25 protein-coding genes are annotated in these 24662 nt (G+C 71.2%); 6 read left to right on the forward strand and 19 right to left on the reverse strand.

What is annotated here, in order from left to right; translation table 11 throughout:
* Positions 1–165: 165 nt before the first annotated feature.
* Positions 166–777: a TetR/AcrR family transcriptional regulator gene (locus tag BJ979_RS02675; RefSeq protein WP_179564920.1), complete on the reverse strand. Its 612-nt coding sequence runs from the start codon at positions 775–777 to the stop codon at positions 166–168.
* 287 nt (positions 778–1064) lie between these two features.
* Between BJ979_RS02675 and BJ979_RS02680 the strand changes: the two genes are divergently transcribed.
* A complete protein-coding gene (locus tag BJ979_RS02680; protein WP_179564922.1) occupies positions 1065–2633 on the forward strand; it encodes a DHA2 family efflux MFS transporter permease subunit in 1569 nt (522 codons plus the stop codon).
* Positions 2634–2930: 297 nt separating this feature from the next.
* Here BJ979_RS02680 and BJ979_RS02685 read toward each other — a convergent pair whose 3' ends face one another.
* Positions 2931–3452 (reverse strand): rhodanese-like domain-containing protein, encoded by a 522-nt coding sequence (locus BJ979_RS02685; RefSeq protein WP_179564924.1) that lies wholly within the window; start codon positions 3450–3452, stop codon positions 2931–2933.
* Positions 3453–3582: 130 nt separating this feature from the next.
* Here BJ979_RS02685 and BJ979_RS02690 point away from each other — a divergent pair, with 130 nt between their 5' ends.
* The gene (locus BJ979_RS02690) at positions 3583–4515 is read left to right on the forward strand and encodes an EamA family transporter (protein WP_343046574.1); all 933 of its coding nucleotides are present in this window, start codon (positions 3583–3585) and stop codon (positions 4513–4515) included.
* 122 nt (positions 4516–4637) lie between these two features.
* Here the strand turns inward: BJ979_RS02690 and BJ979_RS02695 are convergent, their stop codons facing one another.
* From BJ979_RS02695 to BJ979_RS02705, 4 genes are all read right to left on the reverse strand, one after another.
* Positions 4638–5024, reverse strand: coding sequence for a hypothetical protein (locus BJ979_RS02695; protein ID WP_343046575.1), 387 nt, complete (start codon positions 5022–5024; stop codon positions 4638–4640).
* 100 nt (positions 5025–5124) lie between these two features.
* Positions 5125–6135 carry a phosphotransferase gene (locus BJ979_RS02700; RefSeq protein ID WP_179564926.1) on the reverse strand — a complete coding sequence of 337 codons (1011 nt, stop codon included), beginning with the start codon at positions 6133–6135 and terminating at the stop codon, positions 5125–5127.
* 76 nt (positions 6136–6211) lie between these two features.
* Positions 6212–6346 carry a hypothetical protein gene (locus BJ979_RS17850; RefSeq protein WP_255447136.1) on the reverse strand — a complete coding sequence of 45 codons (135 nt, stop codon included), beginning with the start codon at positions 6344–6346 and terminating at the stop codon, positions 6212–6214.
* The gene (locus BJ979_RS02705) at positions 6343–7260 is read right to left on the reverse strand and encodes a class II glutamine amidotransferase (protein ID WP_179564928.1); all 918 of its coding nucleotides are present in this window, start codon (positions 7258–7260) and stop codon (positions 6343–6345) included. Before BJ979_RS02705 ends, BJ979_RS17850 begins: the two co-directional genes overlap by 4 nt.
* Before the next feature lie 119 nt (positions 7261–7379).
* On the opposite strand from BJ979_RS02705, the gene BJ979_RS02710 reads away from it, so the two are divergent.
* Positions 7380–8873, forward strand: a complete 1494-nt coding sequence (locus BJ979_RS02710) for an MFS transporter (RefSeq protein WP_343046576.1) — start codon at positions 7380–7382, stop codon at positions 8871–8873.
* A 143-nt stretch (positions 8874–9016) separates the two neighbouring features.
* On the opposite strand, the gene BJ979_RS02715 is transcribed toward BJ979_RS02710, so the two are convergent.
* The 4 genes from BJ979_RS02715 to BJ979_RS02730 form a co-directional block, all read right to left on the reverse strand.
* Positions 9017–9391 (reverse strand): hypothetical protein, encoded by a 375-nt coding sequence (locus tag BJ979_RS02715; protein WP_218853422.1) that lies wholly within the window; start codon positions 9389–9391, stop codon positions 9017–9019.
* 32 nt (positions 9392–9423) lie between these two features.
* Positions 9424–11163, reverse strand: coding sequence for a sodium:solute symporter family protein (locus BJ979_RS02720; RefSeq protein WP_179564930.1), 1740 nt, complete (start codon positions 11161–11163; stop codon positions 9424–9426).
* Positions 11164–11501: 338 nt separating this feature from the next.
* Positions 11502–12461: a cation diffusion facilitator family transporter gene (locus BJ979_RS02725; protein WP_179564932.1), complete on the reverse strand. Its 960-nt coding sequence runs from the start codon at positions 12459–12461 to the stop codon at positions 11502–11504.
* Positions 12462–12542: 81 nt separating this feature from the next.
* The gene (locus tag BJ979_RS02730) at positions 12543–13301 is read right to left on the reverse strand and encodes an SDR family NAD(P)-dependent oxidoreductase (RefSeq protein WP_179564934.1); all 759 of its coding nucleotides are present in this window, start codon (positions 13299–13301) and stop codon (positions 12543–12545) included.
* 100 nt (positions 13302–13401) lie between these two features.
* Between BJ979_RS02730 and BJ979_RS02735 the strand changes: the two genes are divergently transcribed.
* Complete coding sequence (locus BJ979_RS02735; RefSeq protein WP_179564936.1) at positions 13402–14238, forward strand: helix-turn-helix transcriptional regulator; 837 nt, start codon at positions 13402–13404, stop codon at positions 14236–14238.
* A 61-nt stretch (positions 14239–14299) separates the two neighbouring features.
* Here the strand turns inward: BJ979_RS02735 and BJ979_RS02740 are convergent, their stop codons facing one another.
* On the reverse strand, positions 14300–15097 hold the full coding sequence (locus tag BJ979_RS02740; protein ID WP_179564938.1) for a hypothetical protein: 798 nt from the start codon (positions 15095–15097) through the stop codon (positions 14300–14302).
* A gap of 224 nt (positions 15098–15321) precedes the next feature.
* Here BJ979_RS02740 and BJ979_RS02745 point away from each other — a divergent pair, with 224 nt between their 5' ends.
* A complete protein-coding gene (locus tag BJ979_RS02745; RefSeq protein WP_179564940.1) occupies positions 15322–15831 on the forward strand; it encodes an Lrp/AsnC family transcriptional regulator in 510 nt (169 codons plus the stop codon).
* Positions 15832–15922: 91 nt separating this feature from the next.
* Here the strand turns inward: BJ979_RS02745 and BJ979_RS02750 are convergent, their stop codons facing one another.
* The 8 genes from BJ979_RS02750 to BJ979_RS02785 all read right to left on the reverse strand — a co-directional run bounded on the left by BJ979_RS02750 (position 15923) and on the right by BJ979_RS02785 (position 23242).
* Positions 15923–16414, reverse strand: a complete 492-nt coding sequence (locus BJ979_RS02750) for an Lrp/AsnC family transcriptional regulator (protein WP_179564941.1) — start codon at positions 16412–16414, stop codon at positions 15923–15925.
* Between the two features lie 322 nt (positions 16415–16736).
* A complete protein-coding gene (locus BJ979_RS02755; RefSeq protein ID WP_179564950.1) occupies positions 16737–17507 on the reverse strand; it encodes a 3-keto-5-aminohexanoate cleavage protein in 771 nt (256 codons plus the stop codon).
* A gap of 65 nt (positions 17508–17572) precedes the next feature.
* Positions 17573–18250 carry an RraA family protein gene (locus BJ979_RS02760; protein WP_179564952.1) on the reverse strand — a complete coding sequence of 226 codons (678 nt, stop codon included), beginning with the start codon at positions 18248–18250 and terminating at the stop codon, positions 17573–17575.
* Positions 18247–19092 (reverse strand): carbon-nitrogen hydrolase family protein, encoded by an 846-nt coding sequence (locus BJ979_RS02765; protein ID WP_246286668.1) that lies wholly within the window; start codon positions 19090–19092, stop codon positions 18247–18249. The genes BJ979_RS02760 and BJ979_RS02765 overlap by 4 nt, the downstream gene beginning before the upstream one ends.
* Complete coding sequence (locus BJ979_RS02770; RefSeq protein ID WP_179564954.1) at positions 19089–20303, reverse strand: ABC transporter ATP-binding protein; 1215 nt, start codon at positions 20301–20303, stop codon at positions 19089–19091. The genes BJ979_RS02765 and BJ979_RS02770 overlap by 4 nt, the downstream gene beginning before the upstream one ends.
* A gap of 126 nt (positions 20304–20429) precedes the next feature.
* Positions 20430–21494, reverse strand: coding sequence for an ABC transporter substrate-binding protein (locus BJ979_RS02775; RefSeq protein ID WP_179564956.1), 1065 nt, complete (start codon positions 21492–21494; stop codon positions 20430–20432).
* 102 nt (positions 21495–21596) lie between these two features.
* Entirely contained in the window at positions 21597–22385 is a 789-nt protein-coding gene (locus BJ979_RS02780) for an ABC transporter permease (protein WP_179564958.1), read from the reverse strand.
* Entirely contained in the window at positions 22385–23242 is an 858-nt protein-coding gene (locus BJ979_RS02785) for an ABC transporter permease (RefSeq protein ID WP_179564960.1), read from the reverse strand. The genes BJ979_RS02780 and BJ979_RS02785 overlap by 1 nt, the downstream gene beginning before the upstream one ends.
* Positions 23243–23476: 234 nt before the next feature.
* Between BJ979_RS02785 and BJ979_RS02790 the strand changes: the two genes are divergently transcribed.
* On the forward strand, positions 23477–24604 hold the full coding sequence (locus tag BJ979_RS02790; protein ID WP_343046577.1) for a YeiH family protein: 1128 nt from the start codon (positions 23477–23479) through the stop codon (positions 24602–24604).
* Positions 24605–24662: the final 58 nt, after the last annotated feature.

Here is a 24662-nt window from a genome sequence, read left to right on the forward strand (position 1 = left end):
GCGGGAGCGCCCACCCGGGCCCGGGATCGATCGGTCGCGAAGTGTCGCTATGGGCCGCTCATTCCGACAGTTTGCGACCGATCGATTCTGAGAGCGGGACGCTCCGCGCGGGATCCGGGTGGTGCGGCGCGGTGCGCTCGTGACCCCAAGGAGAGAGCGCAGCGCCTACCAGCGCTCGTCGGCGCGCGGCACGACGCCGGCGACGGCGTCGAGGTCGGGGAAGCACATCGCGAGCAGCTCGTCGGCGGGTCCGCTGCCGTCGCTGTCGAGCATCCGCAGCCCGATCAGGGTGTTGAGCAGCATGCCGTAGGAGAGGAACTCCTTGCCGAACTCGGCGTCGAAGCCCGCCTCCTCGCGGATGAAGCGCCAGATGCGGCCGAACGACGCTCGCGCGACGGGCCCGATCACGGGGTCTCCGCCGCGCAGGAACGCCTGCAGCATCGTCAGGTGCAACCCGCGCTCGCCGAGCAGGCGCAGGTAGGCGACGCTCATCGCCTCTTTGCGGGCGTGGATGCGCTGCGCCGCGTCGGCGCCGGACGGCAGCGTCGCGTCGGCCTCGGCGAGCGCCGCGCGGAAGTCGGTCTCGAGGCGCTGGGCGACGGCCTCGAAGGCTGCGAGGAACAGGCCCTGCTTCGAGCCGAACATGCGCACCACGTAGGCCTGGCTGACGCCGGCGGCCTGCGCGAGATCGTCGGTCGTGGCGCCGTCGTAGCCCTTCGCGCCGAACACGGCGATCGAGGCGGCGAGGATCTGCGCGCGGCGCTCCTCCGAGCTCATGCGGCCGCCGCCAGAGCCGGAGGTCGGGGCAGAGATCGGGGCGGTCGCCTCCGCGGAATCCGGGCTCGCGGCCACGGAGCTGGCAGTTCGTGCGGAGGTTCGCGGGCTCATGTTGACAAGGTTATCAAACGTTTACTACGTTGCGAGTAATCAGTTGATTACAACCAATGCGGATGTCTCAGAAGCCGCAGGTTCTCGATCGATCATCTGACCGACCACCACGACCGGATGCGCAGCCGGCCGCACCCCACATCCACTCGACACTCCCTCTCGACTCAGGAGAAACGATGTCCACCGACACCCTCGACAGCGCGCCGGGCGCCGCATCCGGCACCACCGGCAGCGCCCCGTCGACCCCGCGCACTCGCCGCGCGCGCCCCTTCGGGCTCGTGCTGATCGCCGCATCCCTGCCGATGTTCATGGCGACCCTCGACAACCTCGTCATGACCAACGCGCTGCCCGTGCTGCACGAGAAGCTCGGCGCCAGCGTCGAGCAGCTGCAGTGGTTCGTCAACGCCTACACGCTCGCCTTCGCGGGCACGATCCTTCTCGCCTCGGCGCTCGGCGACCGGCTCGGCCGACGCCGCATCTTCCTCATCGGCGTCGCCGTGTTCGGCATCGGCTCGGCCCTCGCCGCGCTGAGCACCGAGCCGTGGCAGCTCATCGTCGCCCGAGCCATCCAGGGCTTCGGCGGCGCGGCCGTCATGCCGCTCTCGCTCGCGCTCGTCGCCGGCGCCGTGCGGCCCGAGCGCCGTCCGCTCGCGATCGGCATCTGGGGCGGCGTCAGCGGCCTCGGCGTCGCCCTCGGGCCGCTCGTCGGCGGCGCCGTGATGGAGGGCTGGAACTGGCAGGCGATCTTCTGGATCAACGTGCCCGTCGCGATCATCAGCATCCCCCTCGCCCTGATCGTGCTGAACGAGGTGCGCGGTCGCCGCGAGCGCCTCGACATCCCCGGCGTGCTGCTCGCCGGAGTCGGCGTGCTCGCCCTGGTGCACGCGATCGTGCGCGGCAACGACGACGGCTGGGACTCGCTCGGGGTCATCGCCGAGCTCGTGCTGGCGGGCGGTCTGCTGATCGCGTTCCTGGTGCGCCAGCGCCTCGCGGTCGCGCCGATGATGCCGCTGCGGCTGTTCCGCGACCGCTCGTTCTCGGTGGTCAACGTGGTCGGCTTCGCGTTCAGCTTCGGTTCGATGGGGGCGGTGTTCATCCTCATCCAGTTCCTGCAGGTCGTTCAGGGCTCGAGCCCCTTCGAGGCCGCGCTGCAGACCACCCCGTGGACGCTCGCGCCGGTCATCGTCGCGCCGCTCGCCGGCATCTTCGGCGGGCGCATCGGCACCCGCGCCCTCATCACGGCCGGCATGGTGCTGCAGGCGATCGGGCTGTTCTGGATCGCGGCGGTGATGAGCGCGACCGTGCCCTACGTCGACCTGGTGGCGCCGTTCATCATCGCCGGCGTCGGCATGGCCCTCGTCTTCGCGCCCTCGTCGACCGCGCTGCTCTCGACGCTGGTGGATGCCGACCACGCCAAGGCCTCGGGCGTCAACTCGACGATGCGCGAGATCGGCGTCGCGCTCGGCATCGCGGTGCTGACCGCGATCTTCACCGGCGCGGGCGGCGAGCTCACGCCGACCGGCTACGTCGCCGCGGCCCAGCCGGCGGTCATCACCGGCGCCGCGGTGCTGCTCGGAGCCGCGGTGCTCGCGCTGCTGCTGCCGGCCGGGCGCCGGGTCGCGGCCGCGGCGGCCGGGACTGCGGCGGCAGGCGCCGTGGCTGCGGATGGCTCCGCGGTTGCGCGCGGCTCCAAGGCGGACGCCGCCGAGCCGGCGCTCGAGTCGGCGGGCACCCCCGCCGGCTGAGCGGCAGCTCACCAGCACCTCGTCGGCCCAGCGGCCGCGCCGTCGCCCCTCGCGACATCGCGCATCTGCTGGGCCGATGCCGTGCGCGCCGATCGACGGAGACGGAGCCGGAGCCGAACTCCGGAACCGGAGCGCCGACCGCGCCCGAACGAAGGAACCGCCGCCGCGCATCCCGAGTCGTCCCTGCACGGCGACCCGCGGAGCGCGGCGGCGGTTGTCTGTGGAGCCTGTTGAGATGAGGCGTGAATCGGTGATGCGGATGACGCAGCCGGTGATCCGACACCCGTCAGAGGAGCATCAGCACTCGCAGCTGATGACACCGTCCACCCCGGGGCGGGGTGCCGTCAAGATGTCGAGGGGGATGTTCAGCGCGCCGTCATCGTCTTCGACGCCCAGACCCTCCTTCGCCCAGTACTCGAAGCCGCCGATCATCTCGCGCACGGCGTAGCCGAGACGGCTGAATCGCAGGGCCGCCTTGGTGCTGCCGTTGCATCCGGGGCTCCAGCAGTAGACGACGACGGGCAGATCGAGCGGGATCTCGCGCGGCGCCCGGTCGTCGATCTCGGCGGTGGGCAGGTGGATGGCGCCCGGCACCCGCCCCTGGTGCCAGGCGGCGTGCCCGCGGGTGTCGACGAGCACGAAGCGCTCTCCCGCGGTGATCGCGGCGGCGACGTCGCTCGGGTCGGTCTCGTAGCGCAGCTTGGCGACGAAGTGCTCGATCGCGGCGGCGCGCGCAGCGGGGTGGAGACCGGTGGGGTCGAGGCCGGCGGCCGGCTCGATACCGGTCGCGGTCGGCGTCGCGGTGGTGGATGCGCTCATGCCGTCAGCGTAGGAACGTCACCTTCTCGTCGTCGCGCGCTTTCCCGCCACCCGCGCCCGACATCCGGCCACGCCCATCCGGCCACGCCGTCCGGCGACGCGACTGCCAGCCGTGCGGAAGACTGACCCGGTGACCCGCGCGCTGCCCTCCTGGACGAGCGCGCCGCCGACCGCCGCAGGACTGGTCGTGATCGGGCTCGCCTGCCAGGAGGTGGGCGCCTCGATCGCGGTGCTGCTGTTCCCGTCGGTGGGGGCGCCCGGCATGGTCACGCTGCGCCTCGTGTTCTCGGCGCTCGTGCTGCTGCTCGTCGCGCGGCCGAAGCTCGGCGGGCGCACCCGACGCGATTGGATGACGGCCGTGCTCTTCGGCGTCGCGATCGCGGCGATGAACAGCGCCTTCTACCTCTCCATCGAGCGCATCCCGCTCGGCATCGCCGTCACGATCGAGGTGCTCGGCCCGCTGACGCTGTCGGTCATCGCGGGGCGCACGCCGCTCGCCTTCCTCTGCGCCGGCCTCGCGGTGATCGGCGTGATCGTGCTCGGCGGCGTCGATCTCGGCCGGCTCGAACCGCTCGGCGTCGCGCTCGCACTCGTCGCCGCGGCGTGCTGGATCGGCTACATCCTCGCCTCGGCCGAGACCGGGCGCCGCTTCGCCCGCCTCGACGGCCTCGCGATCGCGATGGCGATCGGCGCCGTGCTGAGCCTGCCGGGCGGCATCGTCAGCGCGGGCGCGTCGCTCGTCGACCCGGTGCACCTCGGCCTCGGCTTCGCGGTCGCGCTGCTGTCGTCGGCGATCCCCTACGGCCTCGAGATGATCGCGCTGCGCCGGCTCAGCGAGGCGACGTTCGGCGTGCTGATGAGCCTCGCGCCGGGGCTCGCCGCGTCGGCTGGGCTCCTGCTGCTCGGCCAGGCCGTGCATCCGCTCGACCTTGTCGGCATCGGCCTCGTGATCGCGGCGAGCATCGGCGCGGTCGTCAGCACGTCTCGGCGGCGGGGCGACGGCGAGGCGGATGACGGACGTGGTCCGGTCGGCACCTCGCCCTTCGAGGCGCCGGTCGCCTGAGCGGGCTGCCGCTCACGGCGATCGAGCTGCAAGGCTGAGCACGGCTGAGCGACCGGCGCCGGGTCGACCCGACTCAGTCCTGCCCTGCCGGCGCAGCTCAGCTCAGTGCCGTTCGGCCCAGCTCAGAGCACCAGCTGCTTCTCGATCTCGCGGGTCTTGAGGCGGGCCATGGCGAGGTTCGCGCGCTCGCGGTCGAGCACGAGGTAGATGAAGACCTCGGGCGCGTGGCGCAGCGGCATGAGCACGTGGAACTGGCTCGTCATCGTGATGAGCACGTCGTCGATCGCGTCGGGCAGACCGAGCGCGCGGGCGGTGCGGGCCTTCGCGCGCAGCAGCTCGGTGTTGCCGGCGGCTGCGACCTCGAGGTCGAATCCGCCGCCGAGTCCGCCCAGGCCGCCGAGCAGCATCCCGGTGTCGCTGTCGACGAGCGCGACGGCGCGGGCGCCCTCGATGTGCATCAGCGCGTCGAGCGAAGCGGGCACGGTGGACATGGCGATCGTGGTGTTCACGGTGTTCCTTCCGTCGCCGTTTCGGGTGCGGCGACAACTTGACGATCCTTCCGAACCGGAGGCGTCCGCCGCGAGTCCGCGTTCGGGGTACAGGTATCGCTCAGTCGGCGTCGGCGACCAGGTGCTCGATCGCGCGACGGGCATCGGCGGTGAAGATCGGGCTCGTGCCGGCGTAGTAGCCGACCGCGGCGGCCGCCTTGCGCCAGGCGCGCAGGCGGGCGAGGTGCCAGTCGTCGTCGGACGGATCGAGCGCGGCACGGAAAGCCCGACGCCCGGCGGGGCCGAGAGTCCACCAGCCGGCCACGAGATCATGGGTCGGGTCGCCGAGCCCGCCGCCGCTCCAGTCGATGACAGCGGTGATCGGGCCGCCGGCATCGCCGACGAGGATGTTGCCGGGCAGCGGGTCGGCGTGCGTCCAGACCAGCGGACGCCGCGGCGAGCCCGAGACGCCGGTCGTGCCGGCGACGCCGAACTCCGGCGTCAGCGGATGCGCGAGGTCGCGCTTCAGCCGGTCGACCGCCGCGGCGACGTCGATCAGGCCCGCGGCCGAGCGGAGACCGGCGAGCATCGTGTCGCGTTCGGCCACGGGGTCGCCGCCTGAGGTCGAGAGCGGGATGCCGGACGAAGCGCCCTCGTCGCCGTGGCGCTGCGCGTCGTCGACCGGCAGTGCGTGCAGCGCGGCGAGCGCCGCGCCGAGCTCACCGCCCCGCCGTTCGTCGGCCGCGGCATCCCGCGCCGGGCCGGTCGACGATCGAGCCGGCTCCGCACCCGAGCCGAGGTGCGCGCTGAGCGAGCGGCCCGGGATCCAGTCGAGCACGTTCCACGCCCACGGCAGCCCCGGCGCGGGGCGACCGAGCGCGACGAGCTCGGGCGTGCGCAGCGGCAGCGCGCCGTGCAGGTGAGGCAGGATGCGCGACTCGCGCTCCGCATCCGCCGCACCCCATTCGATGAGCGGCACGCGCACGACGAGCTCGTCGCCGAGGCGGAAGACCCGGTTGATCGTGCCGCCGCCCGCGAGGGGCGCGAGCGGAAGATCGCGGAAGCGCGGATGCTGCGCGTCGAGGGCGCGGCGCACATCGTCGAGACGGATGTCGACCTCGTCGGCGTGCATCCGCGGCGCCGTCATGAGCGGCGAACCCGGCCGCGCGCCGCCCGCCGCGGCGAGCTCGACACGACCGGCGCGACGATCAGAGCGAGGCGCCCGTCGAGATGCTGATGACGCTGGCGACGCCCAGGGCGACGGCCGCGACCGTCACAGCAGCGCCGATCACCAGCACGATGCCGGTGCCGACCACCGCACAGAACTTCAGGAACCCGTTCACTTCGCCTCCGCACCCACGGCCGCTGACAGCGGCACGACATCCAGGTCCAGGGTAGCCAAGTCGACGACCGCCACCGACTCGGGCGGCACGGGCTCCCAGTCGGCGACGTCGAGCCCCGACGACGCGAAGACCGTCGTGCCGTCGGCGTCGCGGCGGTAGCGCATCAGGTAGTAGGCGCTGAGGCTCTCGAACGGCAGGTCGGCCTCGGGCACGCCGGTCGCCGCGAGCTCGACGCGCGGGATGCCGCTGCTCTCGCTCGCGTGCACCGCGACCAGGTGCGTCGGGGTGAGCAGGATCGCATTGAGGCTCGCGCGCGGGAACCGCGACCGCAGCTCGGCCACCGTCGCCACGACCGCCTCGCGCAGGCCGTCGCCGGCGAGCAGGCGGGTGCGGATCGCCGCGAAGAAGCGCTCGCTGTCGGTCTCGCCCTCGATGTCGCCGCGCAGCTCGGGCGCGACCAGATCCTCGAAGCGCTCGACCGGGGTGAGCGAGCCGTTGTGCGCGAAGGCGAGGCCGTCGATCACGAAGGGATGCGTGTTCTGCGGCGAGCACACCATCCCGTCGGTCGCGAGGCGCAGATGCAGCAGGCGGGCCGTCGCGGGGTCGTCGGCGAGCGCGGCGGTCAGCTCGGCGTCGCCGAGACCGCTGCGGTCGGACGCCTGGCGGCGCAGGCGGACGGGGGCGGATGCGGTGCGCGAATCGTCGGCGTCGTCGTCCGCGGCTGCGGCGTCGTCGCCCGCGTCGTGCGGCTGCGGGTCCCGGTGCTCGTGCACGCCGCCGGCATCCAGCCAGACCGTGCCCCAGCCGTCGCGATGCAGCAGCGCCATGTCCTGGAAGACGGCGCTCTGGTCGCGTCCGAGCACCTCCTGCGCGGTGACAGGGCGGGGTGCGGCGTAGGCGAGCAGACGGCACATGGGCGGGCGGAACCTCCAGCCCCCGAGAGTACGCGCGCCCGCCGTCGCGCGCCGAGCGCGTGACGCCGCGACTCCCGACCCTGCAGTGGGTGCACGTTCGCGGCACTACGCTCGGGGCAGTGAGCGAGCCCGACGAGAACAGCACCGCATCCGCGTCGGAGCAGCCGCAGAACCAGCCGGCGAGCACCGCCGCCGGCGCCGGACAGACCGCCCCGCGGAACGACCGCGCCGCCGAGCCGGCCGCCCCGCAGGCCGCGCCCGGCACCGAGCAGGCCGCCAAGAAGCGCCGATTCGTCGACCTGAGCCCGCTCAAGGCCTCGCCGGCCTTCGCCCGCATCTGGATCGGCGGCGCCATCTCGGGCATCGGCGCGCAGCTCACGATCGTCGCCGTCGGTCTGCTGATCTACGACATCACGCCGGGCAGCGCCGAGGCGAAGACCTTCGCGGTGTCGCTGGTCGGCATCATCTCGCTCGCCCCGATGATCGTCGCGGGGCTCTGGGGCGGCATGCTCGCCGACGCCTTCGACCGGCGGCTCGTGCTGATCGTCAGCGCGCTCGCCGGCTGGCTGTCGACGCTCGCGCTCATCGTGATCGCGGTGGTGGATGCCGTCGCCGTCGACCACGACCGCACCGTCGCCGTCTGGCCGCTCTACGTCATCACGACCGTCAACGCGGTCGCGGCGACCATCTCGGGCACGACCCGCATGGCGGTGACCCCGCGCATCCTGCCCGACGACATGGTCGCCCGCGCCGCCGCACTCAACGGCATCTCGATCGGCGTCATGGTGATGGTCGGCCCCGCCGTCGCGGGCATCCTCGTCGCGGCGGTCGGCTTCCCGTGGACCTTCGCGGTGGATGCCGTGCTCTTCCTCGCCGGGTTCGCCGGCATCCTGACGCTGCCGAAGCTGCCGCCGCTCGGCAAGGTCGAGCGGCCCGGCTTCGCCTCGCTCGTCGAGGGCGTGCGGTTCCTGCGCACGGCGCCGAACATCCGCCTCTCGTTCCTCGTCGACATCGTCGCGATGACCTTCGGCCGCCCGCACACGGTGTTCCCGGCGGTCGGCGCGGTGCTGATCGGCGGGGGCCCGATCACGGTCGGCGTGCTGACGGCCGGGATGGCGGTGGGCGCGTTCCTGGCGAGCGTGTTCAGCGGACCGGTGGCGCACATCCACCACCACGGCCGCGCCGTCGGGCGCGCGATCACCGTCTACGGCGCCTTCGTCGCGGGCTTCGGACTCGTGCTCGCCGCGATGGCGACCGGCTGGTTCGGGAAGGTCGGGCCGGGCCTGGATCAGGTGAACTGGATCGCGCTCGTCCTCGCGACGCTCGCGCTGGTCGGCATGGGCGTGAGCGACGAGTTCAGCGCGATCTTCCGCTCGACGATGATGCTGATGGCGTCGCCCGACTCGATGCGCGGACGCCTGCAGGGCGTGTTCACGGTCGTCGTGACCGGCGGCCCGCGCGTCGGCGACCTCTACGTGGGCGTGTTCGCGACGGCGGTGGCGCTGTGGTTCCCGCCGCTGCTCGGAGGGCTCATCATCATCGGGCTCATCGCGGTGCTGCTGCGGCTGCAGCCGTCGTTCCGCGCCTACGACGCGCGCCAGCCGACGCCGTAGCGCGCCCGGGCGCTGCGTGCCGCGCATCCCGTCGCCCCGGAGACGCGAGTTGCCCACTTCGGCGGCCTGTCGTGGATGACATGCCGCGGAAGCGGGCAACTCGGGGTTGCGGCGGGCGCGAGAGGACCGGTGCGCGTCAGACGTCAGGCGTCGGCCTTGGCCTCGCCGACCTTGCGCTCCTCTTCCTCCTGCTCGTCGCTCTTGACGATGTCCTCGGCAGGCACCGGCGAGAACCGGTCCCAGACGAAGAAGAGGATGCCGAGCACGAGCATCGCCGCGCCGGTCCACAGGTTGATGGCGATGCCGCCGGTGCGCTTCAGCTCATCCGTCGCGCCGACCGTGACGAGGCCGGTGATGCCGACGATGAGGCCGTAGACGACGAACAGGGCGCCGAGGATGCGACGCAGGTCGAAGCGCCGGGTCGACTTGACCAGCTCCTCCTGCTCGGCGGTGAGGGTGCGGTCGGTGCCGAGGGTGCGGTCGGTGTTCTCCGAGCCGCTGGACTTGTTCTCACTCATGAGTGACTCCTATCTCGATCCGGGGCGCCGGATCAGAGGAACGGCAGGTAGAGGGCGACGCAGCCGGCGAGGGCCACGGTTCCGAGCAGGGCCGGCGAGCGGTACCACTTGGTATCGCCCGCGACATGGTCCTTGGTGACGTCGATCTTGCCGACGCCGTAGACGAGGCCCGTGAGCTCGGAGACCGGCTTCGGCTTCGTGACGAGGCTGATGACGACCGCGAAGACGAGCACCGTGGCGAAGGAGATGATCGCGCCGTAGAGCGTCTCCGACGTGGCGGTGGCGAAGATCGGGGCCTTGTTCGCGACGCTCACCTGGTAGGCGATGAAGACGATCGTCGGCGCGATGATGCCCGCGATGTACGACCAGAGCGCCGCCTTCGGCGTCATCCTCTTCCACAGCAGACCCAGGATGAAGACGCCGAACAGGGGCGCGTTGAAGAACGAGAACAGCGTCTGCATGTAGGTCATGATGTTCTGCGCCCCGGCCGCGATGAACGCGGTGCCGACGCCGATGATCACGCCGATCACGGTCACCCAGCGGCCCACCTTGAGGTAGTGCTCGTCGGGCATGTCCTTCTTGATGTAGCGCTGCCAGATGTCCCAGGTGAAGACCGTGTTGAAGCTCGACACGTTGGCCGCCATGCCCGCCATGAACGAGGCCATGAGTCCCGTGACCGCAATGCCGAGCACACCGGTCGGCAGGTACATCTGCATGAGCTTCGGGATGACCTCGTTGTAGGTCACGCCCGAGTCGGGGTCGGCGAGCAGGTTGCCGATCGTCGCCGCGCCGATGAGGCCCGGGATGACGACGATAAACGGGATGAGCAGCTTCGGGAACGCGCCGATCAGCGGCGTGCGCCGCGCGGCCGACATGTTCTTCGCACTGAAGGCGCGCTGCACCTCGGTGAAGTTCGTCGTCCAGTAGCCGAAGCTCAGCACGAATCCGAGTCCCAGGACGATCGCGAGCCAGTTCGCGCCGATCGGGTTCGACTCGTCGCCGAAGCCGGTGCCGACCCAGGTGTGCAGCAGCTTCGCGCTCTCGGTCTTGTTCAGCGCATCCACCAGGCCGTTCCAGCCGTGCACGCGGTTGAGGCCGACGATCGTCAGCGGCACGAGTCCGGCGATGATCACGAAGAACTGCATGACCTCGTTGTAGATCGCGCTCGAGAGCCCGCCGAGGGTGATGTAGACCAGCACGAAGGCGGCCGAGACGAGGATGGCGACCCACTGCGACCAGCCCAGCATCGCCTCGATCACGAGCGCCATCGCGAACAGGTTGATGCCGGCGATGAGCACGTTCGAGACGGCGAAGGCGAGCGAGTTCACCAGGTGCGGCGCCTTGCCGAAGCGGCGCAGCATGAACTCGGGCACGCTGCGCACCTTCGACGCGTAGTAGAAGGGCATCATCACGAGGCCGAGGAACACCATCGCCGGCACCGCGCCGATGAGGTAGTAGTGCAGCGTCGACATGCCGATCTGCGCGCCGTTCGCCGCCATCCCGAGGATCTCGGTGGCGCCGAGGTTGGCGCTGACGAAGGCGAGGCCGGTGATCCACGCGGGCATCGAGCGGCCGGAGAGGAAGAAGTCGACGCTCGACTTGACCCGCTTGCGGGCGATCAGGCCGATGCCGATCACGACCGCGAAGTAGATGATCAGCATCAGGTAGTCGACCCAGCTGAGGTCGAGGCGGATGCCCTGGGTGGCGGTGTGCACGGCGCCCGGGTTCAGGGCGGTGTGGCTCAGGGCGAGTGCTGCAGGCGCGGATGCCATGCGGGTCCTCTCCGGATTCGTCATCGATCGGGAGCGAGAACCTCCGCCGGTGGGCGGCGCTTCGCAACCTGTGGCAGGAGGGCCGTGGGTCGCTCATCGCGGGGGTGGTCGCAGCGTGTTCGGAACGGTGTCCGGAACAGCGCCGGGATGGCACTCTGCCATAGGCTGACAGCGCTGACACAACTCGCGCAGGTCGCGCTCAGGTGTTATCGCGCGGGCGCGGGTGCGCGCTGTTCAGGTGTCGCCCGTGGATCGCGTCAGATGCCGCGGGCGGAACACGAGTTGCCGAGTTCTGCCGGGTCGCGAGCCCCGAACCCGACCGAAGTGGGCAACTCGGGTCACGAGGAGGGGCGCGCCTCGGGGTCGCCGTCGAGCAGCGCATCCGGGTCGTGGATGCTCGGCTCGCGGTAGGAGGCGACCGTCAGCACGACCGTCTGGATGATCTCCTCGGCCTCGAGCGCATCCTCGATCGCCCGCAGCTGGTCGGCGACGGTGTGCTCGGGTTTGTCGCCGAGCAGGTCGACGGCGCCGACCACGAAGAGCCGGTTCGGCCCGACGATCTCGACGTGCAGGTAGGTGACGTGGTCGATCTCGGGGCGGGCCTCGAGCAGCTCGACGATCCAGTCGCGCAGCTTTCCGCCCTGCGCGCCGCCGATGAGGAAGCGGCGGTTGCGGTCGATGAGGAAGATCGCGACGACCGCGAGCAGCAGGCCGATGAGGATGCTGGCGACCGCGTCGAAGGCGGCGATACCGGTCGCCTGGTGCAGGGCGATGCCGCCGACGGCGAGCAGGATGCCGATGAGCGCCGCGCCGTCTTCGGCGAAGACCGCGCGCAGCGTCGACTCGGAGCTGCCGAGCACGTAGGGCAGGAACTCGCGTCCGGTCTCGCGGGCGCGCTTGCGGCCCTGCCGGATCGACTGCAGGAATGACGTGCCCTCGAGCACGAAGGCGACGCCGAGCACGATGTAGTTGATGACGTAGTCGCCGGCCGGCTCGGCCTCGGGGTCGAGCAGCTGGGTGATGCCGTGGAACACCGACACCGTCGCGCCGACCGCGAACACGCCGATCGCGGCGAACAGCGACCACAGCCAGGCGTCGCGGCCGAAGCCGAGCGGGTGGTCCTTGTCGCGCGGACGCACCGCCGCCCGGTCGGCGAACAGCAGGAAGATCTCGTTGCCCGCATCCGCCCAGGAGTGCGCGGCCTCGGCGAACATCGCCGCCGATCCGGTGAACACCGCCGCGACGGTCTTCGCCGCGGCCACGAGCACGTTCGCGATGAGGGCGAGCAGCACGGTCACGCGGGCGACGCTACTCCCGCGCCTCCGCCCGCTGTCGGGTGGAGGCGCGGGAGCGAGCCGACGTTCAGGATCGAGCGGCGATCAGAGGTACGCGCCGCCGGAGGCCTCGACGCGCTGGGCGTTGATCCAGCGCGCGCCGGGCGAGAGCAGGGTGACGACCGCATCCGCGATGTCGTCGGGCTGACCGCCGCGTCCGAGCGCGGTGACCTTCGACACGTTCTGCTGGAACTCGTCGCTCTGCAGGTAGCCGCCGCCGAACTCGGTCGCGGTCGCGCCGGGCGCGAGGGTGTTCACGGCGATGCCGCGGGCGCCGAGACCGGCCGCGAGGTAGCGCGAGTAGACCTCGATCGCGCCCTTCGTGGCGGCGTAGACGGCGTAGGGCGAGCCGGCGGTGTAGCGCACGAGACCGCTCGAGACGTTGAGGATGCGACCGCCGTCGGCGAGCAGCGGCAGCACCGCCTCGGTGAACAGCACGACGCCCTTGAGGTTCGTGTTCAGCAGTTCGTCGATCTGCTCGGCGGTGGTCTGGCCGACCGGAGTGAGCACTCCGACGCCGGCGTTGTTGAAGAGGTGGTCGAAGCTGTCGCGGCCCCAGGTGTCGGCGAGCGCCGCACGCAGCTGGTCGACGAAGGCGGGGAACGCGTCGAACTCGGTCGTGTCGAGCTGCAGCGCGACGGCCTTGCGGCCCTTCGCCTGGATCGCGGCGACCGTCTCCTCGGCCGACGACGCGGAGGAGCGGTAGGTGATGACGACGTCGTGCCCGGCGTCGGCGAGGGCGAGCGCGGCGGAGCGGCCCAGGCCACGTCCGCCGCCGGTGATGAGGGTGATCTTCTCGGTCATGGCTCCATCGTGCGCCGTGCTCGCAGCACCCTCCAGGGCGCGCTCATCCACGGATCGGCGATCCCTGGCAGGGCCGACGACGCGGGGGCAGGATGGGCGCATGGACCGCGTTCAGCTCGCCGACTTCCTGCGCAGCCGCCGCGAGGCGCTGCAGCCGGAGGACGTCGGCCTGCCGCGCGGACCGCGCCGGCGCACGGGCGGACTGCGGCGCGAGGAGATCGCGCAGCTCAGCGGCATGTCGACCGACTACTGGAGCCGCCTCGAGCAGCAGCGCGGGCCTCAGCCCTCCGAGCAGATGCTCGGCGCGATCGCCCGCGGCCTGCGCCTCACCGTCGACGAGCGCGCCCACCTCTTCCGCCTCGCCGGCCACGCGGCACCCGAGCCGGGGCGCGCCGCCGAGCACATCTCGCCGGGCATGCAGCGCATCCTCGACCGGCTCGGCGACACCCCCGCGATGGTGCTCAGCGACCTCGGCGAGACGCTCGTGCAGACCCCCCTCGCGCGGGCGCTGCTCGGCGACCACGCCGGCTACACCGGGCTCTCGCGGGTCAACGTCTACCGCTGGTACACCGACCGCGCGACGCGCGACGTGTACCCGGCCGACGACCAGCCCGAGCACGGCGCCGTGTTCACGGCCGAGCTGCGCTCCGCCTACTCCACGCCCGCGACCCGAGCGCGGGCGACGGCGGTGGTGGATGCGCTGCTCGCGTCGAGCCCGGAGTTCGCCGAGGTCTGGGCGCGGCACGACGTGCGGCTCAAGCATCCGCGGCACAAGCGCTTCGCGCATCCCGAGGTCGGCGAGCTGGAGCTCGACTGCCAGACCCTCGTCGACCCGGAGAGCGGCCAGACGCTGCTCGTCTTCACGGCGACGCCGGGCTCGCCGAGCGCCGAGAAGCTGGCGCTGCTCGCCGTGATCGGGGCGCGCAGCTTCGCCTGAGCGCGATTTCAGCGATGCGGCGACCGACTGACTATCGCCGGTCGCCGGTCGCCGCAGTAGGTCACTGGAAGTAGCCCGAGACCCCGAGCACGAACGAGTCGCACGTCCCGCCGTAGAGATCAACGCTGAACGAGACGGAATCGCCCGCTTCGATGTCACCGTCTTCGGTAGCGAACGTGCCGATCTGCTTCGCCAGATCATTGCCGTTGAGGCAGTACACCTCGACCGAGTACGGCCCAGTCAGCGGCTTCTTGGTCTTGTTCTCGGCACCGCCGATGATCGCGGTGCCGTTGTTGTCAGCCTGTGTGACAGTCAGCGGCGCGGTGTTGTACGACGAGGTGTCGGCGGCGGAGGTCGATGCCTTGAACTTGTACTCGACTCCGTCGGCCGGGATCGAGGCGACGTCGCTGAAGTAGATGAACGAGAATCCCGCCTCACCCGGCTGCACCTGGGCCGGGATGGTTCCCTGGCTCTCACCGCTGGCGACGATCTTGCCTCCGGCGTTAGCGGTGCCGGTGAAGTCGACGTGGGACACGGCCTTGTCGGTGTTGTTGCGGAACGCGATCAAGAGCGTTCCGCTGCCGAAGCCGTCGGATTCGAGAACGCCCTGCGACACGACGCTGACCTTCCCCTTCTCTCCATCGGCGACGGTAGGAGTCGCGTTGCCGCCGAGGAAGCCTCCCGCGTTCCACGGGAGCGAGCCGACCGGTTTGGCAGCTGAAGAACTGGACGAGGATCCTGATTTTCCGGATGAGCCGGCCGGAACGTTCTGGCTCCCGGAGCTGGTGGCGCAGCCGGAGAGTGCGAGCGCGACCGCTCCGAGGAGCGCAATCGTCGCGAGGGTCTTCTTCATAGACATCGAAGCAGGATCCTTCTGATTTGAGGGTGTGTCAGTGCTGTGATCGCTTCACAGTACGGCGCGGATCCGCGTCAGTTTCCCCAAACCCCTCGCTTTGGGGCGGGTGAGCTCCGACTCATCCGCCGGGACATCACTCCGCTCGTCTGTGTACCCTCTCGCGTCGTCAATCGTGAGTGAGCGCAACGGGTGTTCTCGTCGGCGGGACCCGGTGGGAGAATCGCCGGATGGAGCTCGATGCCATCGACGTGATCGATCGCAAGATCATCGATCAGCTGCGCATCGACGGCCGCCGCAGCTTCGGTGAGATCGGCCGCTACGTCGGGCTCTCGGAGGGCAGTGTGCGCGCCCGCTACAAGCGGCTGCTGTCGCTCGGCGTCGTGCAGGTGGTGGGGATGCCGAACCCGACCAAGATGGGCTGGGTCGAGGCGCACCTGTCGATCCGGGTGCGCGGTGCGACCGCCGATAGCGTCGCCCGGGCGCTCTCCGCGTTCCCCGAGGTGAAGTACGTCGGAACCTGCATCGGCTCGTTCGACCTCATCGCGGATGTGCGCTTCGAGACGAGCGACGACCTCGGCCGATTCCTGACCGAGACGGTGCGTCGCGTGCAGGGCATCGACGCGATCGAGACGGCGACCGTCATGGAGGTGCTCAAAGACGAGTACGTCTGGGCCGGATTCCGCGACCCGGTGAACCGGCCGACCCGTCCGCATCCCGGCAGCGTGACGGGCGCCTGAGCGGGTCTCCGCGAGAGGACGTGCTTTGCAGCCCGACACGCCGCGGCGGACGCGCAGAGTGCGTACTTTCGCGGAGAAGGGCGGGGCGGGGTCAGGCCTCGGGCTGACCCGAGCCGCCGAGGGCGCGCTCGCCCGACTGGTCGCGCAGGCCCGTCCACGAGTAGTCCTTGTAGAGCCGGGTCATGACGTACTGGTCGATGCGCGCGACGCCGGGGGTGCGGCGGATGTCGTCGAGCAGGTCGGCGAGCTGGCCCAGGTCGCGCGGGGTGCCCTCGAGGTAGATGTCGTGGGCGCCGGAGACGAGGGCGACGCTGCCGATCATGGGGGCGCCGACGAGGGACCGGGCGACGCTGCGCGGGGTGAGCCCGCGCACGCTGATGAGCAGGCGCAACGACTGGTGACCGAGGGTCAGCGGGTTGCAGAGCGCGACGATGCGCAGAGTGCCGTCGGTCGTGAGGCGCTGCACGCGGGCCCGCACGGTCGCCTCCGAGACGCCGAGCTGCTGCGCGATCTCGGTGAAGGCGCGACGGCCGTCCTCGCCGAGCAGCTCGACGAGCCGTCGGTCGATCGGATCCGCAGTCATCGCCTCATTCTCCCCCGCGCGTCACCCCGGCACGCCCCCGCGTTCCGGTGCCGAGGCGAGTCGGCGGCGGATCGAGCCGGTGCCGGGCGTGTCGACGGATGCGCGGGGCGCGGGCGTCGTGGAACCTGCGATCCGCACGACGCCCGCTCCTTGCGTGAGGGTGTTCGGAGCGCGGTCCGGAATCGCTCGGCGCTCGGCCGTCGCGACACAGCAGAGCGCCGGTCGCCACCACGCGACCGGCGCTCCATCGGGCCACCCCTCTCCACGAGGCGCCCGCGTCGCCCGCACCCTGCACGGGCGGTGCGACGTGCTGTGTGCGGCCTCAGGCGCGAGCCCCCGACGCCTCTGCGCGGGCGCCCGCGAAGCGCGCGGCGCCCTCGAGCTCGCGGGCGAGGCGCACCATCGCGGCCGTGTCGGCGGCCGGCGCATCCTCGTCGAGCACGAGCATGTCCTCGAAGCCGACCCGGGTCTCGTGGCCGTCGTCGATCGCGGCCCGCACGAGCGGCCAGGCCGTCTCGTCGTAGCCGTGATACAGCAGGGGCGCCGTCACGCCGGCGTCGCGCAGCGCGGCGGCGATGCGGCGGGCGTGGTCGACCGCGACCTCGACGTCCTCGTCTTCCGGCTCGATGAGGATGCGCACGTTCTGGTGAAGGGTCGACGCGGCCAGCAGGGCGGGCACGTCATCCATCGACCAGACGGCGCTCTCGAGCACCATGCCGCGCTCGAGCACGAGCTCGGCCGCTTCGGCGGCGCCCTCTTCGCAGAAGGCGACGCTCGCGAAGTCGGGCAGCGCATCCGCGGGCCAGGCGGCCAGCAGCTCCATGCGCTCGGCGTGACCCGAGCAGGTCCAGAGGCCGGTCGTGGTGCCGACGATCACGCCGGGCGCGCCCTCGCGCACCGCTCGCACCATCGCGCCGATCTCGTCGGGGTGGATGGTCTGCGAGCCGTCGGCGGTGCGCGCGTGGGCGTGCACGACGTCGGCGCCGGCGGCGACCGCATCCGCCGCCGCGACGGCGATCTCGGCGGGGGTCAGCGGAATGGCGGGGTGCTCGTCGCGCGAGCGCCCGCCGTTGATGGCGGCCTTGATGAGCATGGGATGTCCGATCGGAGGAGCTGGAGGGGTCGGGCGGGGAGTGCGGCGAGCGCGGATGCGGCGGCTCAGCCGCGCGCCGCGAGCACCTTCTCGACGAGCTCGGTCGCGCCGGAGGCGGTGCCGAGCGGGACTCCGCCGAGCACCTCCCGCACGAAGCCGGGCTCTTCGGCGTCGTCGTCGAGGGCGGTGTCGATGATCGCGGCCATGACGGCGGGGCTGCCGAACAGCACCCCGTTGCGGTCGGCGAGCACGACATCGCCGGGCTGCACGCTGACGCCGCCGACGCTGACGGGCACGTTGATGCCGCCCGCGTCGAGGCCGAGCAGCTTGGTGGTCAGCACGCTGAGTCCGCGGGCGTAGACGGGCAGGCCGGTGCGGGCGATCTCGTCGATGTCCGTGACGACGCCATCCACGATCACGCCGGCGGCGCCGCGGTGGTGCAGCACCTCGGCGAGCACCTCGCCGACGGGCGCGTGGCGCGCATCTCCGCCCATGTCGATCACGAACACGTCGCCGGGCTCGGCGGCGCCGGCGGCATGGTGCAGCAGCGTCGAGTCCTGACCCGTCAGGCGCAGCGTGACGGCGCGGCCGACGACCTTGCCCTCGCCCGACTGGCGGCGGATCTCAGGGGCGGCGAAGCCCTCTTCGAGGTAGTGCCCGATGGTCGGGAACGAGACGCGGCCGAGCTTCTCGACCAGCTCGGGGTCGAGCGGGGCGCCGGCGGGGTCGATGGTGAGGCTCACGCGAAGTTCTCCTGAACGGTGACCCGGGTGTCGAGTCGGCGGTTGGCGAGGGAGGGCAGGGTCTCGCGCACCTCGGCGATGCGGTCGAGGGTCACGTCGATGACGGCGAGCTCGTCGCCGCGGGGCGGCAGCTCGGCGCGCACGATGCCGAGCGGGTCGACGATCATGCTCGTGCCGACGCAGTCGGGCACGCTGGTGGATGCGGCGACGACCCAGCAGGTGTTCTCGATCGCGCGGGCGCGCACGAGCGTCGTCCAGTGATCCTCTTTGCGGGGACCGGCGACCCAGGCGGCCGAGACCGCGAGCACGTCGGCGCCGCGCGAGACGAGGTCGCGGCTCAGCTCGGGGAAGCGGATGTCGTAGCAGTTGACGAGGCCGACGGCGACGCCCTCGATCAGCACGACCGGCGGCAGCTCGGTGCCGCCCGTGACGTAGTCGCTCTCGCGGTAGCTGAAGGCGTCGTAGAGGTGCAGCTTGCGGTACACGTCGACGAGCTCGCCGCGCGGGTTCACGACGGCGATGCTGTTGTGCGGGCGGGCCGGGTGCTCGGCGTCGCCGCTCGGCTCGTAGCCGCCGGCGATGATCCAGGTGCCGTTCTCGAGCGCGAGGCGCGAGAGCAGGCCGAGGAAGAGGGGCCAGTCGCGGGCGACGGTGTCGGCGCGCACCGACTCGTCGAGCTCGCCGGCGAGCAGCATCGCCTCCTCGGGCAGCACCACGAGGCGGGCGCCGCGCTCGTGCGCGGCCTCGACGAGCTCGACGATGCGGTCGCGGTTGACCCCGGCGTCGGTCGTCGGCGCGAGCTGCGCGACGGCGACGCGCAGGGCGGGGTTCGATGCGGTCATGCTGCTGCCTCCGTCGAGGTCGGGTCCGCGGAGGGCTGGCCGGCGGCGGACTGGTCGGCGGGGGGCTGGTCGGCGGGGGGCTGGTCGGCGGGGGGCTGGTCGGCGGCGGGCAGGATGCGGCCGGCCGCGGTCGTCCACGACACGGCCACCGGGGCGCCGTCGGCGAGAGCTGCGAGCTCCGCCCCGGCCTCGCCCGAGGGCACCTGCACCGTCAGGGTGAGGCCCTGCGCATCCACGTGCACCGTCCACTCGTCGCCGAGGAAGACGCGGGCCGAGATGATGCCGCGCACCGCGCCGGCGGGAGCCGCGGCGGGGTCGGCGTGCAGGGTCACGCGCTCGGGGCGCACCGCCACGACGACCTCCGCGCCGTCCCGGAGGCCGCGGGCCGCCGCATCCGCCGTGTCGGCCGGGATCGCCCCGGCGCCGGCACCGGCGCCCGAGGGGATCGCGCGACCCGCTTCGAGGCGGGCGGGGATGAGGTTGCAGCTGCCGATGAAGCCGGCGACGAAGCGCGAGGCGGGAGCGTCGTAGATGTCGATCGGCGAGGCGACCTGCAGCACGCGCCCCTCGGACATGACCGCGATGCGGTCGCTCATCGTCAGCGCCTCCTCCTGGTCGTGCGTGACGTAGATGAAGGTGATGCCGACCTCGCGCTGCATGCGCTTGAGCTCGAACTGCATCTCCTTGCGCAGCTTCTGGTCGAGCGCGCCGAGCGGCTCGTCGAGCAGCACCACGGCGGGGCGGCCGACGACGGCGCGGGCGAGCGCGACGCGCTGACGCTGACCGCCGCTGAGCTCGTTGGGCTTGCGGTCGCCGAAGTCGGCGAGGCGCACGAGCTGCAGCGCCTCGCGCACCCGGGTGTCGAGCTCGGCCTTCGCGGTGCGACGCACGCGCAGCTCGAAGGCGACGTTCTCGTAGACGGAGAGGTGCGGGAACAGCGCATAGCTTTGGAACAGCATGTTCAGGTCGCGGTCGCGCGTGGGCACCTTCGACACGTCGCGTCCGGCGAGCTCGACCGAGCCGTCAGTCGGCGACTCGAAGCCGGTGATCATGCGCATGAGCGTCGTCTTGCCGCATCCGGACGGTCCGAGGATGCTGAAGAACTCGCCGTCGCGGATGTCGAGGTCGAGCGGGCGCACCACCGTGTTCGACCCGAAGGTCTTGGTGATGCCGCGCAGTCGCACGGCGACGGGGGCCGGTGTCTCGGTCATCTGTGCTGCTCCCTGTGCGGGGTGGTTCGGGGTGTGGGATGAGGCCCGTGCGCTCGGCGGACTGTCGCGCGGGGCGGGTGCCGCGGCTCGGTCTCGGATCAGGTGAGACCGAGCCGCGGACGCCGATCAGCTGGCGCGGACGCGCGTCCAGCCGTCCTGGTAGTAGGCGAGGGCCTTGCCCGGGTCGACGATGAACTCCGACTTCTTCAGGCTGTCGGCCGGCGCGTAGATCGCCGGGTTCGTGACCTGCGTCTGGTCCTTGACGAGCTTCAGTGCGGCCTCATTGGCACTGGCCGAGGCGCCGTCGTCGGTCAGCTTCGCGGCGACCTCGGGCTTCAGCGTGTAGTTCAGCCACTTGTAGGCCGCATCCTCGTTCGGCGCGTTCTTCGCGATCGAGAAGCTGTCGGTCCAGAGCGTGCCGCCCTCCTCGGGGATGATGTAGTGCACGCTCGGGTTCGACGCGACGGCCTTGGCCGCGGCGGTTCCGCTGTAGGCCTCGGCGATGCAGGCGTCGCCGGTCGCGACGAGGTCGGCGTAGTTGTCGCTGTTGTAGCCGGCGAGCAGCGGCTTCTGCTCGATGAGCGCCTGCGTGCCCTTCTCGATCTCGTCCTTCTTGGTCGAGGTCGCGCTGAGCCCCTTCACCTGCATGCCGCCGATGTAGGCCGAGAGCATGTTGTCGAGCATGTAGATCTTGCCCTTGTACTTCTCGTTCCAGAGGTCCTTCCAGCCCGTGACGGGGGCGCCGGTGCAGTCCTCGTTGTAGAGGATGCCGGTGGTGCCCCACACCCACGGGATGCTGTGCTCGTTGTTCTTGTCGAACGAGGGGTTCACGAACTTCTCGGCGATGTTGTCGAAGCCCTCGAGCTTCGACTTGTCGATCTTCGCGAGCAGGTCGCGCTGCACCATGAGCGGCACCGCGTACTGGCTGGGCTCGACGACGTCGTAGCCGGAGTTGCCCGCGGCGAGCTTGGAGATCATCGTCTCGTTGCTGTCGAAGTTGTCGACCGAGACGGTGATGCCGGTCTCCTTCTCGAAGCCCTGGATGACCGAGTCGGGGATCTCGCCCGACCAGGCGTAGATGTGCAGCTTGGTGCTCGAGCCGGATGACGACGATCCGCCGGCGGAGCATCCGGCGAGCGCGAGGGCGGCGACGACGGTGACGCCGACAGCGGCGAGGGCCTTGCTCTTCATTGCTGTGTCCTCTCAAGAGGGATTCGGGTGGTGTGGAGCAGGTGCGGTGCTGGGTGCTGTGGAGCGGGTGCTGTGGATGCGGGCAGGTCAGGTCTGGGCGGCTCAGTTCGGGTTCGGGCCGCCGGCGAGGATGCGCCGCAGCTGGCCGACGCCGACGATCAGGATGATCGCGAGGGTCAGCACGACGAGCAGCGTTCCGAGGGCGTTGAGCTCGGGTGTGAGTCCGGTCTTCAGCTGGCTGTAGATGCGCAGCGGCAGCGTCGTGGTGCCGACGCCGGAGGTGAAGGTCGAGATGACGATGTTGCCGAAGGAGGTCGCGAAGCTGAGCAGGAACGCGGCGAGGATCGCGGGCCGCAGCAGCGGGAACGTCACCCGGCGGAAGGTCGTGAACGCGCCGGCGCCGAGGTCGGCGGCCGCCTCAGGCAGGCTCGGGTCGAGCGAGCTCATGGCGCCCATCTGCACGAGCGTCGCGAGCGGCAGCGTGATGACGGTGTGACCGAGCACGAGGGTGAGGAAGCCGGCCGGCACGCCCGTCGTGCTGAACACGGTCAGCAGCGAGACGCCGAGCACGATCTCGGGCACGATCAGCGGGATCAGGATCGCGCCGAGGAACGCCCCGCGCCCCTTCACCCGGAAGCGCACGAGCGCCATCGAGCTGAGGAAGCCGAGCGCGGTCGCGAGCAGAGCCGCCAGCAGACCGACGATCAGGCTCGTGCGCAGCGTCTCGAGCAGCATCCGGTCGGCGAACAGCTCCGCGTACCAGCGCAGGCTCACGCCCTCCCAGCGGTAGTTCACGTCGGAGGCGTTGAGCGAGTAGACGATCAGCGCCGCGATCGGCAGGTAGAGGAAGACGAAGACCAGTCGAGAGGCCCAGGCGACGACGCGATCCATCAGGCGCTCCGCTTCTTCGTGACGACCCGGGTGACGATGCCGGCGAGGGCGACCGTGACGAGCATGAGCACCAGCACGACCATCGAGAGGGCGGCGCCGAGCGGCTCGTTCCGGAACTCGGTGAACAGGGTGACGATGAGGTTGCCGACCAGCGGGTCCTTGCCGCCGCCGAGCAGCACCGGGATGACGAACACCCCGAGCGTCGGAACGAAGGTGAGCATGACCGACGAGGCCAGACCGGATGCGCTCAGCGGCACGTAGACGCGGGCGTGGGTCTGCCACCAGCCGGCGCCGAGGTCGGCGGCCGCCTCGCGCAGCGACGGGTCGATGGCGCGCATCGAGGCGTAGATCGGGAACACCGCGACCGGCAGGAAGGCGTAGAGCAGCGAGAGCACGACCGCGGTCTGCGAAGGCACGAGCGAGGTGGCGGGGATGCCGACCGCCTTGGCGAGGCCGATGATCGGGCCGCCCGAGCCGAGCAGCGTGATCCACGAGAAGGTGCGCACCAGGAAGTCGGTGAGGAAAGGGATGATCACCAGCAGCAGGAGCAGCGGCTGACGCCGGGCCGGCCGGGTCGCGATGTAGTACGCGACGATGTAGCCGACGACCGTGCAGACGACCGCGTTGAGCACGGCCATGCCGAGGCTGTATCCCATCGTCTTCGCGTAGACGGGGTCGAGCAGCTTCGCGTAGTTCTCGAGCGTGAAGCCGCCCAGGTTGCCGCCGAGCGGGTCGCTGACGGCGAAGCTGTCGCGGGCGATGATGGCCATCGGCACGATCACGAGCACGAGGATCACGATCGACGCCGGCACCATCATCAGCGCTCCGGCGAGGTTGTCGCGGCGAGTTCTCGACATCGCGGCTCCTTCGGATCGCGCCCGGCACTGGGCTGGCGTGGTGGCTCCGCGGCGGATGCCGATCCGCTGCGGGAGTGGGCTGCCCCGGTGGGGCGGCGTGAGGTCAATGTTGGGGCGTCGTTCACGGCCCGTCTCCTGCCGATCGCCTCGAAACCCGTGGTGTCGCAGTTACGTGCTTGCGCATTTCGCAGAGCTGAGACTCTGTCGCGACGGGATCTGCGGCAAGGTGGCCCTGTGACCGATGCCGCCGACTCCCTTCCCCGCCGGTGGATGCGGCTCGCGCCCGGCATCCTCGTCTGCGCCGTGATCGCCGTCGTCGCGACGCTGATCGGGTCGGTCGTGCCGCTCGTCGGCAGCGCGGTTCCCGGCATCGTGATCGGCGTCGTGATCGCGCTGATCCGCAAGCCGGGCGCGGTGCTCAAGCCGGGCATCCAGTTCACGTCGAAGCGACTGCTGCAGGTCGCGGTCGTGCTGCTCGGCGCGCAGCTCTCGCTCGGGCAGATCGCCGCCGTCGGGCTCGAATCGCTGCCCGTCATGCTCGGCTCGCTCATCGTGTGCCTCGTCGGGGCTTGGCTGATCGGACGCGCGCTCGGCGTGATCGGCGACCTGCGCACCCTCATCGGCGTCGGCACCGGCATCTGCGGCGCCTCGGCGATCGCCGCCGTCTCGCCCGTGATCGGGGCCGTCAGCGCCGAGGTCGCCTACGCGGTGTCGACGATCTTCCTGTTCAACATCAGCGCCGTGATCGTCTTCCCGATCATCGGGCACGCGCTCGGGCTCTCTCCGCACGCCTTCGGCCTCTTCGCCGGAACCGCCGTCAACGACACCTCCTCGGTCGTCGCGACCGCCGCCGTCTACGGACACGGCGCCGCGAACTTCGCGGTCGTCGTGAAGCTCGTGCGCACGCTCATGATCATCCCGATCACGATCGGACTGGCGGTGCTCGTCGGGCGGCGGCGGGCCGGTCTCGAAGGCTCGCGGGTGGCCACGAATGCACGCGACACGCCGGTCGAGGCGGGCATTCCTGGCCACCCTCAGCTCTCCGAGGCGGAGGAGGCGGCGCGCCCCGCTCCCCCGCGCCTGACCCCGCTCGGAGTGCTCAGGCTCATCCCATGGTTCCTCATCGGCTTCGTGGTCGTCGCGATCGTCGGCTCGCTCGGCGTGATCCCGGCCGAGGCGAAGCCGGGGCTGAGCGCCGCATCCGTCTTCCTCATCGCGATGGCGCTCAGCGCGATCGGGCTGTCGACCGACATCGCCGCGATCCGCCGCTCGGGCTGGCGCCCCCTCGCCCTCGGCGGCGCGCTCTGGGCGCTCGTCACCCTCACGAGCCTCGGCATCATGTGGGTCACCGGCGCGCACTGACCCGTTCCTGTTCCCGACTTGCCCACTTCCGCGGCATGTCGCGCGGCGGGTATCGCGG

The organism is Schumannella luteola, assembly GCF_013408685.1.
Taxonomy (GTDB): domain Bacteria; phylum Actinomycetota; class Actinomycetes; order Actinomycetales; family Microbacteriaceae; genus Schumannella; species Schumannella luteola.

Coding starts and splice junctions, on each gene's coding strand:
- BJ979_RS02715 (WP_218853422.1), bottom strand. CDS start 9,391: ATGAGTGAGAACAAGTCCAGCGGCTCGGAGAACACCGACCGCACCCTC.
- BJ979_RS02765 (WP_246286668.1), bottom strand. CDS start 19,092: ATGACCGCATCGAACCCCGCCCTGCGCGTCGCCGTCGCGCAGCTCGCG.
- BJ979_RS02745 (WP_179564940.1), top strand. CDS start 15,322: ATGGAGCTCGATGCCATCGACGTGATCGATCGCAAGATCATCGATCAG.
- BJ979_RS02740 (WP_179564938.1), bottom strand. CDS start 15,097: ATGTCTATGAAGAAGACCCTCGCGACGATTGCGCTCCTCGGAGCGGTC.
- BJ979_RS02680 (WP_179564922.1), top strand. CDS start 1,065: ATGTCCACCGACACCCTCGACAGCGCGCCGGGCGCCGCATCCGGCACC.
- BJ979_RS02770 (WP_179564954.1), bottom strand. CDS start 20,303: ATGACCGAGACACCGGCCCCCGTCGCCGTGCGACTGCGCGGCATCACC.
- BJ979_RS02775 (WP_179564956.1), bottom strand. CDS start 21,494: ATGAAGAGCAAGGCCCTCGCCGCTGTCGGCGTCACCGTCGTCGCCGCC.
- BJ979_RS02755 (WP_179564950.1), bottom strand. CDS start 17,507: ATGCTCATCAAGGCCGCCATCAACGGCGGGCGCTCGCGCGACGAGCAC.
- BJ979_RS02675 (WP_179564920.1), bottom strand. CDS start 777: ATGAGCTCGGAGGAGCGCCGCGCGCAGATCCTCGCCGCCTCGATCGCC.
- BJ979_RS02685 (WP_179564924.1), bottom strand. CDS start 3,452: ATGAGCGCATCCACCACCGCGACGCCGACCGCGACCGGTATCGAGCCG.
- BJ979_RS02730 (WP_179564934.1), bottom strand. CDS start 13,301: ATGACCGAGAAGATCACCCTCATCACCGGCGGCGGACGTGGCCTGGGC.
- BJ979_RS02720 (WP_179564930.1), bottom strand. CDS start 11,163: ATGGCATCCGCGCCTGCAGCACTCGCCCTGAGCCACACCGCCCTGAAC.
- BJ979_RS02705 (WP_179564928.1), bottom strand. CDS start 7,260: ATGTGCCGTCTGCTCGCCTACGCCGCACCCCGCCCTGTCACCGCGCAG.
- BJ979_RS02700 (WP_179564926.1), bottom strand. CDS start 6,135: ATGCACGCCGACGAGGTCGACATCCGTCTCGACGATGTGCGCCGCGCC.
- BJ979_RS02780 (WP_179564958.1), bottom strand. CDS start 22,385: ATGGATCGCGTCGTCGCCTGGGCCTCTCGACTGGTCTTCGTCTTCCTC.
- BJ979_RS02750 (WP_179564941.1), bottom strand. CDS start 16,414: ATGACTGCGGATCCGATCGACCGACGGCTCGTCGAGCTGCTCGGCGAG.
- BJ979_RS02735 (WP_179564936.1), top strand. CDS start 13,402: ATGGACCGCGTTCAGCTCGCCGACTTCCTGCGCAGCCGCCGCGAGGCG.
- BJ979_RS02785 (WP_179564960.1), bottom strand. CDS start 23,242: ATGTCGAGAACTCGCCGCGACAACCTCGCCGGAGCGCTGATGATGGTG.